This window comes from Halococcus salsus, assembly GCF_009900715.1.
GTDB classification, from domain to species: Archaea; Halobacteriota; Halobacteria; order Halobacteriales; family Halococcaceae; genus Halococcus; species Halococcus salsus.
The window spans coordinates 169818-181102 of record NZ_JAAAJC010000005.1 but is presented as its reverse complement, the minus strand read 5'-3'; the positions used below and the strand labels follow the sequence as shown (position 1 = coordinate 181102).

Sequence of the window (11285 nt, the reverse complement as noted above, 5' to 3'; positions counted from 1 at the left end):
CCTCCGGCCTCACTCGCGGTACGATCGCTAACCCGCCTCCGCACAGCACCGCCAGCCGCTCCGGCACCACACCGCCGAAGCCCTCGGACGCTTCGCGTCCTCGCCCTTCATCCGCCAGGAAAACGCCAGCAACAGCACCGCCACCGCACGGCGGCCGCACCGCAACCGCCGCCCCGCCGTCAATCGGGCCGTTCCATCCGAAACCGGTCGCCGGTGTGGCAGTAGTAGCTTCCGGATAACCGGCCGACGGCGTCGACCTTCGTCACGTCGAGTTTACCGTCCGTCGTCACGCCGTCCGCGAGGTGAGCGAGCACGACCTCGCCGAGCACCATGGTGTTCGAACCGATCTCGACGGCGTCGTAGAGTTCGCACTCGAAAGCGACCTCGATCCCCGCGACGCGGGGCGGGTCGACCCGTTCTGAGGGCGTGGTTTCGAGCCCCGCGTGCTCGAACTCGTTCTCGCCCGGTGCGAGGGTGGCGCTCGTGGCGTTCATCGCTTCCGCGAACGGTTCCGTCACGACGTTGACGACGAACTCCTCGGTCTCCAGTGCGTTGCGCGCCGAATCCGCGAGCCCCTCGGGCCGACCGGGCCGCGCGCTCGGTGCGAACATCACCACCGGTGGATCGACGTTGACCACGTTGAAGAAGGAGTACGGCGCGAGATTGAGTCCCCCGTCCGCAGCCACCGAACTCACCCACGCGATCGGCCGCGGCACCACCGCTCCCGCGAGGGTCCGATAGAACGAATCGACCGTCTCCGGGTCGAGCTTCATCGCCGACCGCCCCCGACGCGCCACCCGAGTCGCCGCGCTCGGCAGAACTGCTCCGACATAGCTACCGACCCGAGGGGGCACGCCGGCATACGACTGCCGATACCCGAACCGGTGTCCGGGAACCCCGCACCCATGCCCTATGGTCTTTTGTCGGCGTGCGCTGGAGGAGTGGTATGCTCGTCATCGAGAACGCGACCGTCGTGGACGTCGACGGCGCACGGGACGGACCGCTGGCCATCGAGAACGGCGAGATCGCGGACGTCGGGGAGGCTCCCGAGGCTCCGGATACCGTCATAGACGGCGACGGTGACGTGGTCGCGCCGGGTCTCGTCGATTCACACGTCCACATCGCGATGGACGGCCGGCCGAACACCGAGTCGGTCCGCTCGGACTCGACCCCGACGCTCGCCTACCGCGCCGCGGAGAACCTGCGCGAGACGGTCGAGGCCGGGGTCACGACGGTCCGCGACCTCGGCTCGCCTGGCACGCTCGGCCCCGACTCCCGTGACGCGGTCGCCGACGGCTCCATCCCCGGTCCGCGGGTGGTGCCGTGTGGCTCACCGGTCGTGATCACCGGCGGGCACGGCCACTGGTTCGGTCGCGAGGCCGACGGGCCCGCGGAAGTCCGAAAGGCCGTCCGCGAACAGCTGAAGAAGGGTGCGGCGGTCGTGAAGACGATGGCCACCGGCGGCGTGCTCACCGAAGGGGCCGAGATCGGTGGCTTCGAGATGTCGCCCGCCGAACTCGACGCGCTGGTGGACGCGGCGAACGCGAAGGGTCGTCCGACCGCCGCCCACTGCCACGGCGCGAGCGGGATCGAGAACGCCGTGCGAGCCGGGATTTCGAGCGTCGAGCACGGCACGTTCATGGGCCGCGAGGCCGCCGAGCTGATGGCCGAGAACGACACCTACTGGGTGCCGACGGCCTCCGCGCTCTCCGGCATCACCGAGAACGGGAGCGAGGCCGGCATCCCGAAGTGGGCGGTCGAGAAGGCCGAACAGGCCGCGGCGGCCTTCGAGGATGCCTGGGACCACGCGCTCGACGCGGGGGTCCCGATCGCGATGGGCACCGACGCCGGCACGCCGTTCAACCACCACCGGGACGCCGCCACCGAACTCGAACGGATGGTCGAGCACGGTCTGTCCCCCGAAGCCACCTTCGAGGCCGCGACCGTGAACGCCGCCGACCTGCTCGGGCTCGACGACGTCGGCAGGCTCGAACCGGGTGCGCGCGCCGACTGCGTGGTGCTCGATAGCGACCCCCGGGAGGACGTGAGCGCCTACGCGACCCCGAAGACGGTCGTCGCGAACGGCGTCGTGGTCTGAGGCTCCCCCTATTCCGCCGGATCGACGTTCGCGGGGTCGGATACGTCCTCGAAGGCTTCCCGTGAGAGCTCCATGTTGACGGTCGCACCGACCACGGAGCCATCGGCGACGGCAGAGGCTATCGAGGCTGGATAGCCGCTGGACGCGTCGCCCGTCACGAAGAGACCCGGAACAGCGGTGAAACCGAACCCGTGCTGGGATTGCGTCGTCTCGACAACGCCCATCCGATTCACGTCGAGCCCGAGTCGGTCCGGAAGCTCACTGTGTTGCTCCATCGGCGGCGGATAGAAGAGCGCGCGGCGAGCGACGTCACGACCGTCCGCGAGGGAGACGCTTTCGAGCCCGTCCTCGGAGCCGTCGAGCCCGATGATCGGTTCGTCCTCGATCGCGATACCGCGCTCGGTGAACATCGACCGCGTCTCCGCGTCGAGGACGTCCGTTCCATCGGTGAAGACGACGAGGTCCCGACTCAGGTTGTAGATGAGCTTCGCGTAGTCGGGTAGGTGCGGGTGTTCGTCCTTGATGAGGACCCCCAGCGGTTCGTCGCGGACTTCGTAGCCGTGGCAGTAGGGACAGTGATACACCCCGTTCCCCCACAGCGCTTCGAAGCCGTCGGTCTCGGGGAGCACGTCACGCACCCCGGTCGCGACGACGATCTTCTCGCTCGTGACCGTCTCGCCGGTATCGAGCGTGACGGCGAACCCGGGTTCGTCCTCCGTGACGGCGGTCACCCGGGCATCTCGAAACTCGCCACCGTACCCGGCGACCTCCTCGCGACCCAGCCGACGGAGCGCCGTGGGTCCGATACCGTCCCTGGTCAGATAGCCGTGGGCCTCGTCGGCCGGCCCGTTCCGTGGCTCGTCGTCGTCGCAAACTAGTACGTCACGGCGCAAGCGCCCCAACTGAAGCGCGGCGCTGAGACCTGCTGGCCCGCCACCGACGACGACCACGTCGTACGCGGGACGTCCTCCACCGGAAGCGTTGTTGTCCGTCACGGTATTAACTACGATGGCGGTCTTAATAACTCCTCTGGGCGAGATGTGAATCGCTCGGCGACGCTCGCACGAGAGAAGTCGAGAGATCCCCTCGTTCCCACGTCGCCACTACTCACGCCGTCTGTGAGCTGTGGAGACGTGGTGAGTGGTCGAAAGAAGTCCGCCGACGTCCCGTGGTTCAGTCGTCGCCGAGCGCGTTGCCGAGCAGGGTGAGCGCCGCACCGAGCAGCGCCGCGTTCTTGAGGAAGTTGATCCGTTCGCCCTGGCGCTGGCCCTCGCCCTCCTCGTAGTTCCAGAAGTCGTGCATCTGGGGGGTCACGCCGGCGAGGAACGCGATGACCGCGCCCGCGGCGAGCACGGGGAACAGCCCCAGCGCGACGCAGACGCCGCCGACCGCGAGCATGCCGCACGAGAACGGAACGAGTTTGTCGGCCATCGGGACGCCCTCGGATTCGGCGTAGGCGATCGCCCCTTCCATGTCCTGGAAGTGGTTGAGACCCATGAACGCGAGCAGGCCGCCGAAGACGATCCGGCCGAGCCGCGAGAACACGTTCATCGGTCGGCCTCCACACCACGCTGTTCGCCGTCGATACCGGTCGTTCGGATCTGTAGATTCGTCACAACGGTCCGAAGGGGTGTGGCCTACATAGCTCTTGGTGGACGGCGGGGTAACCCGCTGACATCGATGTCAGCACCCCCGCCGAGCGGGCACCTCGATTCGTCGCTCGAAAGACGGCACTGGCCGACCGTGACCGCCTCAGAACAGCCCGATACCGAGTGCGTACGGCCACTCGACGCCACTCAGCGCGAGGAGCGCGAGCGCACCGCCGGCGAGGGCCGCGTTCTTCTGGAAGGCGGTCAGTTCACTTCCTCGCTGGTCGTCGGGTGCCGCCCAGAAGTCGTGCATGGTGACGGCCGAGACGACCAGGAACACGAGGAGCGCGCCCGCACCGAGCGTGGGAAACACGCCGAGGACGACCGCGAGGCCACCGAGCACCAGCTGTCCACCGGAGAACGGCACCAGCACGCCCGCCGCCGGGATGCCCTTCGACTCCGCGTAGGGCGCGAGTCCGTCGGCGTTCGTGAGGTGTCCGATCCCCATGTACGCGAGCACCCCGCCGAAGAGTATCCGGGCGACCAGAAACAGCACGCCGGCCCCCGCCGCGTCGAAAGCCCCCGTCTGGAGGGGGATCACTCGTTCATCACCGGTCGATACGTCATTTCGTCGAATCGTACTATCGATATCACGACGTTAGCTGGTTACGATACGAACCTATATATCTGCTCGCGGACATAGGAGCCACCAGATAACAACGATGTCATCACAACAGGTCGTCCCGACGGAGGGGCCGTGTGCGGTCGTCGAATCGCTTGGCCAGATCGGTTCGCAGTGGCGACTGGTCGTGCTCTACGAACTCCTCGACGGCGAGCAGCGGTTCAACGAACTCAAGCGCTCGACCGACGCCAACGCCCGCACCCTCTCGCGCGTCCTCGACGACCTCCGGGAGTCCGGGCTGGTCGAGCGCCGCGCCGAGACCGACGCCCCGATCGCGACCTACTACCGCCTCACCGAGAAGGGCGCGGCGCTCTGTCCGGTCTTCGACGAGGTCGAGGCCTGGGCCGACGACTGGCTCTAGGAACCACCTTTCACGTCCCCACCTTTTGCTGCGGTCGCTCGTTCGCCTTCGGCTCACTCGCTCCCTGGCAAAATGTGGATCAAAAGCGCATCGGGTTCCCGCTGGTCACCCTCGCGCCCGCTCGCTCGTTTCACTCGCTCGCGGTGGGATCACTACCACCTCCGCAACCGCCACCGCACAGCACCGCGACCGCCGAAGCCCTCGGCGCGCTCGCTCCGCTCACGGGTCACTCCGTTCCCCGTTCGCATCCGAGGTTCTCCCTTCGGTCGAACCTCGCGCCGCTCGCGGTGCTCGTTTCACTCGCACTCCCGCCTCGCCCTTCATCCACCAGGAGAGCACCGCAACCGCCACCGCGCGGCGGCCGCACCGCAGCCGCACCGCGACCGCTGCCTACCCGTGTGTGTACCCACGGTCGGGAAGTGGCTCGCCGTCGAGTGAAATCCCGTCTTCGACCACCGTCCCGATCCGCGTGACCGCCACGTCGGTCGCATCTCGGGCGGCTTCGAACTCGTTCTCGGGAACCGTGAACAGCAACTCGAAATCCTCGCCGAAGAAGGTCCCGAGTTCGCGTCGTTCCTCCCGATCCTCGGCGACCGAATCGACCGACTCGTCGATGGGGAGCGGGGTCCGGACCGCGAAGCCACAACCGCTCGCGTCGGCCAGCTGGTGGAGCGAGCGCGCCAGCCCGTCCGAGACGTCCATCATCGCGCTCGCGTGCGGGCGGAGGGCCCGTCCTGCCGCCACTCTCGGGGTGAACCGAAAGAGGTCGTTCGCGCGCTCGATCTCGCCCGCCTCGAACAGCCGAAGGGCTACCCCGCTCCGCCCGAGGCTCCCCGTAACACAGACCGCTTCGCCGATCCTCGCGCCCGAGCGAGGGACTGGGTCCGTCGTGCGGCCGACCGCCGTCGTCGAGACGGTGAACTCCTCGTGGGTGTCGAGGTCGCCGCCGACGTACGAGGCCCCCACCGCCTCGCAGACGGCCCGTGCGCCGTCGACGAATTCGAGGAGCCCCTCGTCGAACTCGGGGGCGGCGTAGACCGCGAGCGCGGCGCGGGCGTTGGCTCCCATCGCTGCCACGTCCGAGAGCGACGCGCCGACCGCGCGCCAGCCCGCCGTGTAGCGTGTGACTCCACCCGGAAAGTCCGTGGTCTCGTGGAGCATGTCGGTGGTGAGCACGAGGTCCTCGACCACCGCACAGTCGTCGCCGGCGGCCGGGAGGCGTCCGGCGAGGCGTTCGAGTGCCGTCCGCTCGTCCATGGACCGGATCGGTCGGCCCGCGACAAAACCCGTCCGGTCGGAAACCCCGCCACCGGACGTGTTTCGGAGGGTTCATGCCACGGTCGGTCGTTCGACCGACATGATACGCGAGGGCGACCTCAGAACCACGCTCGTGGGGTTCGCGGGTGCGCTCTGTGTGCTCGCCGTCCTCCTCTGGTTCGTCGGCGTCGGGGACGTCGTCTCCGCCCTCTCGATGGCGAGCCCACCCGTGCTCGTGGTCATCGTGGTGGTCGCGACCTGCTGGCTCACCGCCTGGGGGCTCTCGCTTCGTACGGTGCTCGGCGTGCTCGGCGCGCCGATCACGATACCCTCCGCGGTCCTCGTCTTCGCCGGCGCGACGTTCGCCAACAACGTCACCCCGTTCGGCCAGGCCGGCGGCGAACCCGTGAGCGCGCTGCTCGTCTCGCGGGCCTCCGACAGCGAGTACGAGACCGGTCTCGCCGCCATCGCGAGCGTCGACGCGCTCAACTTCGTCCCCTCGATCGTGCTCGCGCTCCTCGGGCTGGGCTACTTCGCCACCACGATCACCTTCGGCCAGAACCTCGAGTTCGTGGCGGTCGTCGTGGTCGCGTTCGCCATCCTGCTGGTCGCGGCGGCCTACTTCGGCTGGCGGAACCGCTACCGGGTCGAACACGCCGCCGTGGACAAACTCACACCGCTGATCCGGTGGGTCTCGGGAGCGCTCCCGCGCGTCTCCCCGCCGACGGAGGACGCGCTCGAACGCCGTATCGAGGGCTTCTTCACCGCCGTCGAACGCGTCGGCACCAACCCACGGGGACTCCTGCTCGCGCTCTCGTTCTCCGCGCTCGGGTGGATCGGGCTCGCGACCTCGCTCTGGCTCTCGCTGTTCGCGCTCGGCTACACCGTCCCGCCCGCCGTGGTGCTCGTCGCGATCCCCGCGGGCGCGATGGCCGGCGTCACCCCGCTTCCCGGTGGGCTGGGTGGCGTGGAGATCGTCCTCGGCGCGCTCGTGAGCGCGACCACCGGCGGCATCCCCTCGGCGACGATCGTCGCCGCCGTCGCCATCCACCGCGGCGCGACCTACTTCCTCCCGACGGTGATCGGCGGCGGTACCGCCGCCATCCTCGCCGACCGGTGACGGGATCGCGCTCTCACCGTCCACCGTGGCGCGCGCTCGCGGTCGGCGCGAACGACGGTGAGCGCCGAGCGCTGACACCGTGTGAGGGATGAGCACCGAAGCGAACGAGCCGAAGGCGAGTGAGCGAGGAGCGGAGTCGGCTGGGGAGGCGTGTGGTCGTCGTGGGGCGGTGCTGTGCGGTAGCGGGGCGGTCTCTCGTTTGTGTCGGGACTCGTCTCCGATACCGAATCGAACCGAGAAAAACCCTCTCCGAACGGCTCCGTGTCCCGCACTTTCACCTAGTCGAGTCGGTCGGCGAACCCGAACCGGGGTTTCACGTCCTCGACCCGGACCGCGACCTCCTCGCCCTCGTCGGCACTCCGGACGAACAGGGTGTACTCCTCGACCTTCGCGATGCCGTCACCCTCGTCGCCGGTGTCGGTGATCGTGACCACCAGTTCGTCGCCCGGCTCGACCGGCGCGGTCATCCGGCCCTTCCCCACGAGATAGAGTTCCGAGGACTCGTCGCGCGAGGCGTCGGGGCGAACGGTCCTGACGTACTCGAACTCGGCGTCGATGTCGGCTTCGAGCGCGTCGAGGTCCCGGCCGTCGAAGACCTTCGCCACGAAGTCGCCACCCGGTGCGAGCACGTCGAGCGCCACGTCCAGCGCCTGCCGAGCGAGGTAGACCGAGCGCGCGTGGTCGAGGTCGTACTCGCCGGTCATGTTCGGGGCCATATCCGAGAGCACGACGTCCGCCTCGCCGACCCGCTCCGCGAGGTCCGCCTGGACGTCCTCGTCGGTGAGGTCGCCGCGAACGGTCTCGACCCCATCCAACGACTCGATCCGCTGGCGGTCGACGCCCACCACGCGACCGGTGCCGACGCGCTCGGCGGCGACCTGGAGCCAGCCGCCCGGCGCGGCCCCGAGGTCGACAACGGTGTCGCCGTCCTCGAAGAGGATCGCCGTCTCGTCGAGCTGCTGGAGCTTGTAGGCCGATCTGGAACGATAGCCCTGCTGTTTCGCCTTGTTGTAGTACTCGTCTCGGCCGCTCATGCCCCCTCTCGGAACCCGGAACGCTTGTGGATCCCGGTTCGCGGGTCCTTTGGGTCCTCAGTTGTTTCCAGTAACGATATTCGCCACCTTCGTGCGGTCGAACAGCTGTTCGCCTTTCGGGATCTCGGGGTAGGGATCCCCACTGGTGTAGTCGGGCCACTCGCCGAACCGGTCGGGGTAGAGCTGTTTGGCGGTCATCTCCAGTTGGAAGAGGTTCATCAGCGGGCCCTGGGTCGGGTCGCCCGAGGGGTAGACCCGGTCGTTCTGTACGGCCGTGATGTTGCTCGCCACCGAATCGTTTTCGAGGGTGTTTCGGATGTCGCCGACGTCGTAGTACGAGGCGATGCCGTACTGGTGGAGGATGACGTCGGGGTCGACCTCGAGCATCTGCTCGAAGTCGTAGGAGGTCCCGTACTCGATGTCGCTCGCGACGAACGCGTCGGTGGCCTGAAGCGGTCTGACGTGGGCGTTCCCGAAGCCGGGGCTGTTGATCTTCGAGGGGTAGAACGTCCCGTCCATGAAGAGGAGTTCGGCCACCGCGGGTCGTTCGCTCTTCGGCGGGAGGTTCGACCGGATCCGCTGTACGAGGTCGTCGTGGATCGACGCGAGCCGCTGGAACCGCTCGTGCTGCTGGAAGACCCGTGAGATCTTCTCGGCGATCTCCCAGAGGGTGTAGTACTGGTAGTCGCTCCGGTAGGGTTTCGGTGGCTGAGTGTTGTCGCGGCTGTAGTTGTTGCCGAACCACGGGGCGACGTTGTTCTGGATCTCCGTCACGTCGGATTGGCTCCAGCCGTCGAACGAGACGACGAGTGCAGGATCGATGAGGTGGAGGTCCGAATCGAGCTCGTAGAACAGCTCCTTGCTGACGCTGATGCCACTGGACCCGCCCTCGTTGAGCTGCTGGAGCCCGCTGCTGTCGAAGGAGACGCCGTCGAGACGCTCGTAGTACGCGCTGAGGGTGTTCCCGCCGGCCTCCGCACTGAACCCGAGCGAGTTCACGGCGTCGCCGGCACCGAACGCGACCATCGAATCCGCGGCGTACAGACTGTAGACCATGACCTCCTCCGGAACGCCGTCGAAGCTCACCTCGCCCGCGGGGGCCATCGAGACCGAGTACGACCCCGACGTCCCCGAGGACTGGGTCGACTCCGCCGTCCCCGCCGCCCCGGACGTGTCCGTTCCCGAGTTCGATCCCGAGCCGTTGGTTGCGTCGGTTCCGGCCCCCGCGTCCCCGCTCGTCGAGTTTCCGCCCTCACCGCCGGAACCGCTACTGCAGCCAGCGAGCAGCCCGCCGCCGAGCACCACCGCACCGGACCGCAGCCACCGTCGCCGTGACACCGTCCCGTCAGTCGAGGGATCATTCACCATGTCGTTAGGCCTGCCTAAAACAGTAAATCGGTTTCGGTCCTCGATACGATGGGCCTGGGAGCGAACGCGCATCTTTTATAAGCTGCCTGTTCGTACCGCGGTCATGTTCAACGCGATCGTGAGCGCGGGGACCCTGCGGACGGCCCTCGACTCGGTGAGCGTCCTCGTCGAAGAGTGTAAGCTCCACCTCAACGAGGATCAGGTCGAGATCCGGGCGGTGGACCCCGCGAACGTGGGGATGGTCGACCTCACGCTCTCGGCCACCGCCTTCGAGTCCTACGAGGCCGACGGCGGGGTCATCGGGGTCAACCTCTCGCGCCTCCAGGACATCGCCGGGATGGCGGGTGGCGACGACCTCGTCCACCTCGAACTCGACGAGGAGACCCGGAAACTCCACATCTCGATCGACGGGCTGGAGTACACCCTCGCGCTCATCGACCCCGACTCGATCCGGCAAGAACCCGACATCCCCGACCTCGACCTCCCCGCGACGATCGTGCTCGAAGGCCGCGACATCAATCGCGCGGTGAAGGCCGCCGACATGGTCTCCGACCACATCGCGCTCGGCGTGAACGAGGCCGACGAGCAGTTCTACGTCGACGCCGAGGGCGACACCGACGACGTCCACTTCGAGCTCGACAACGACGACCTCATCGACCTCACCGCCGGCCCCGCCCACTCGCTCTTCTCGCTCGACTACCTGAAGGACATGAACAAGGCGATCCCCGGCGACGCGGAGGTCACCCTCGACCTCGGCGAGGAGTTCCCCGTCAAGCTCCACTTCGACATCGCCGAAGCCGAAGGGAGTGTCACCTACATGCTCGCGCCGCGCATCCAGTCGGACTAGACACCCACTTTTTTAGGCGGGGGAATCGGGCCGCTTCGCGGCCCTCAACCCCCGCCCAAAAACCTGGACTAAAAAGGGCCGCTCACTCGCTTCGCTCGTTCGCGGTACAACTACTACCAACCGCACAGCAACCGCCACCGCCTCCGCCGAAGCCCTCGCTCACGCCTTCGGCGTTCACTCGCCCTTCATCCGCCAGGAGAGCACAGCTCTCCTGAGCCTCGGCTCACGTTCGTTCGGCGAGACGCAAGGACCGCACCGCAACCGCCCGGCGGCCGCGGCTCCACCGCGACCGACCCGCCGGTCACTCGTCGGGATACTTCGGCTCGCGCCGCTCGGCGCGTTCGAGCGCGCGCTCGATCACGCTCCGAACGTCACCGTGGAACTCGCCGCCGTGGCCGGCGTACATCCGCTCGACGCCGTCGGGCAGTCGGTCGAGGATCCGTCGGATGCTCTCGATGAGTTCCTCACGGGACTGACCGGCCATGTCCGTTCGACCGAAGCTCCCGTCGTCGAACGCGCCGTCGTCGTGGACCACGACGTCGCCCGAGAAGATCGTCGTCTCCGACAGGAGGGAGACGTGGTCGTCGGCGTGGCCCGGCGTGTGGACGACCTCGAAGGACTCGTCGCCGATCTCGACCGTGTCACCGTCGTCGATCGCCTCGGTTCGGCGTGGATGATCGCCATATGCGAGGAGGTCGGCGTCGAACGCGTCGAGCACCGCGTCGAGTTCCGCGACGTGATCGCCGTGCTGGTGGGTCAGAACCACCGCATCGAGGTCGTCGACGTGCTCGGCCACCCGGTCCTCGACGCCGGCCATCGCACCGGCGTCGACCAGGACGTTTCGCGCGCCCTCGACCAGAAACACGTTCGCGGTGAACGTGTCCGCGCCCTCGGTGACGTTGGTGATCGCCATGCCCCTGGGTCGGCGC

12 protein-coding genes are annotated in these 11285 nt (G+C 67.9%); 4 read left to right on the top strand and 8 right to left on the bottom strand.

Annotation, left to right across the window (positions count from 1 at the left end; translation table 11 throughout):
• Positions 1-179: 179 nt before the first annotated feature.
• The gene (locus tag GT355_RS13645) at positions 180-773 is read right to left on the bottom strand and encodes a flavin reductase family protein (RefSeq protein ID WP_160135130.1); all 594 of its coding nucleotides are present in this window, start codon (positions 771-773) and stop codon (positions 180-182) included.
• A gap of 173 nt (positions 774-946) precedes the next feature.
• Here GT355_RS13645 and GT355_RS13640 point away from each other — a divergent pair, with 173 nt between their 5' ends.
• On the top strand, positions 947-2098 hold the full coding sequence (locus tag GT355_RS13640) for a metal-dependent hydrolase family protein (protein WP_160135129.1): 1152 nt from the start codon (positions 947-949) through the stop codon (positions 2096-2098).
• A gap of 8 nt (positions 2099-2106) precedes the next feature.
• Here GT355_RS13640 and GT355_RS13635 read toward each other — a convergent pair whose 3' ends face one another.
• From GT355_RS13635 to GT355_RS13625, 3 genes are all read right to left on the bottom strand, one after another.
• Positions 2107-3093 carry an NAD(P)/FAD-dependent oxidoreductase gene (locus tag GT355_RS13635; protein ID WP_240145816.1) on the bottom strand — a complete coding sequence of 329 codons (987 nt, stop codon included), beginning with the start codon at positions 3091-3093 and terminating at the stop codon, positions 2107-2109.
• A gap of 178 nt (positions 3094-3271) precedes the next feature.
• The gene (locus GT355_RS13630; RefSeq protein WP_160135128.1) at positions 3272-3649 is read right to left on the bottom strand and encodes a DoxX family protein; all 378 of its coding nucleotides are present in this window, start codon (positions 3647-3649) and stop codon (positions 3272-3274) included.
• A 201-nt stretch (positions 3650-3850) separates the two neighbouring features.
• On the bottom strand, positions 3851-4288 hold the full coding sequence (locus GT355_RS13625; protein WP_160135127.1) for a DoxX family protein: 438 nt from the start codon (positions 4286-4288) through the stop codon (positions 3851-3853).
• A 121-nt stretch (positions 4289-4409) separates the two neighbouring features.
• On the opposite strand from GT355_RS13625, the gene GT355_RS13620 reads away from it, so the two are divergent.
• The gene (locus GT355_RS13620) at positions 4410-4730 is read left to right on the top strand and encodes a winged helix-turn-helix transcriptional regulator (protein WP_120074981.1); all 321 of its coding nucleotides are present in this window, start codon (positions 4410-4412) and stop codon (positions 4728-4730) included.
• A 390-nt stretch (positions 4731-5120) separates the two neighbouring features.
• Here the strand turns inward: GT355_RS13620 and thiL are convergent, their stop codons facing one another.
• Positions 5121-5987 carry a thiamine-phosphate kinase gene (gene thiL / locus GT355_RS13615; RefSeq protein ID WP_160135126.1) on the bottom strand — a complete coding sequence of 289 codons (867 nt, stop codon included), beginning with the start codon at positions 5985-5987 and terminating at the stop codon, positions 5121-5123.
• Between the two features lie 100 nt (positions 5988-6087).
• Here thiL and GT355_RS13610 point away from each other — a divergent pair, with 100 nt between their 5' ends.
• On the top strand, positions 6088-7107 hold the full coding sequence (locus tag GT355_RS13610; RefSeq protein ID WP_160135125.1) for a lysylphosphatidylglycerol synthase transmembrane domain-containing protein: 1020 nt from the start codon (positions 6088-6090) through the stop codon (positions 7105-7107).
• A gap of 278 nt (positions 7108-7385) precedes the next feature.
• Here GT355_RS13610 and GT355_RS13605 read toward each other — a convergent pair whose 3' ends face one another.
• Together GT355_RS13605 and GT355_RS13600 are read right to left on the bottom strand one after the other, a co-directional pair.
• Positions 7386-8141 carry a 23S rRNA (uridine(2552)-2'-O)-methyltransferase gene (locus tag GT355_RS13605; protein ID WP_160135124.1) on the bottom strand — a complete coding sequence of 252 codons (756 nt, stop codon included), beginning with the start codon at positions 8139-8141 and terminating at the stop codon, positions 7386-7388.
• Between the two features lie 57 nt (positions 8142-8198).
• Positions 8199-9509 carry an ABC transporter substrate-binding protein gene (locus GT355_RS13600; protein WP_160135123.1) on the bottom strand — a complete coding sequence of 437 codons (1311 nt, stop codon included), beginning with the start codon at positions 9507-9509 and terminating at the stop codon, positions 8199-8201.
• Positions 9510-9612: 103 nt separating this feature from the next.
• On the opposite strand from GT355_RS13600, the gene GT355_RS13595 reads away from it, so the two are divergent.
• On the top strand, positions 9613-10356 hold the full coding sequence (locus GT355_RS13595) for a DNA polymerase sliding clamp (RefSeq protein WP_120074988.1): 744 nt from the start codon (positions 9613-9615) through the stop codon (positions 10354-10356).
• Between the two features lie 301 nt (positions 10357-10657).
• On the opposite strand, the gene GT355_RS13590 is transcribed toward GT355_RS13595, so the two are convergent.
• Positions 10658-11269, bottom strand: coding sequence for an MBL fold metallo-hydrolase (locus tag GT355_RS13590; RefSeq protein WP_160135122.1), 612 nt, complete (start codon positions 11267-11269; stop codon positions 10658-10660).
• Positions 11270-11285: the final 16 nt, after the last annotated feature.

Coding starts and splice junctions, on each gene's coding strand:
- GT355_RS13645 (WP_160135130.1), bottom strand. CDS start 773: ATGAAGCTCGACCCGGAGACGGTCGATTCGTTCTATCGGACCCTCGCG.
- GT355_RS13640 (WP_160135129.1), top strand. CDS start 947: ATGCTCGTCATCGAGAACGCGACCGTCGTGGACGTCGACGGCGCACGG.
- GT355_RS13630 (WP_160135128.1), bottom strand. CDS start 3,649: ATGAACGTGTTCTCGCGGCTCGGCCGGATCGTCTTCGGCGGCCTGCTC.
- GT355_RS13620 (WP_120074981.1), top strand. CDS start 4,410: ATGTCATCACAACAGGTCGTCCCGACGGAGGGGCCGTGTGCGGTCGTC.
- thiL (WP_160135126.1), bottom strand. CDS start 5,987: ATGGACGAGCGGACGGCACTCGAACGCCTCGCCGGACGCCTCCCGGCC.
- GT355_RS13610 (WP_160135125.1), top strand. CDS start 6,088: ATGATACGCGAGGGCGACCTCAGAACCACGCTCGTGGGGTTCGCGGGT.
- GT355_RS13605 (WP_160135124.1), bottom strand. CDS start 8,141: ATGAGCGGCCGAGACGAGTACTACAACAAGGCGAAACAGCAGGGCTAT.
- GT355_RS13600 (WP_160135123.1), bottom strand. CDS start 9,509: ATGGTGAATGATCCCTCGACTGACGGGACGGTGTCACGGCGACGGTGG.
- GT355_RS13595 (WP_120074988.1), top strand. CDS start 9,613: ATGTTCAACGCGATCGTGAGCGCGGGGACCCTGCGGACGGCCCTCGAC.
- GT355_RS13590 (WP_160135122.1), bottom strand. CDS start 11,269: ATGGCGATCACCAACGTCACCGAGGGCGCGGACACGTTCACCGCGAAC.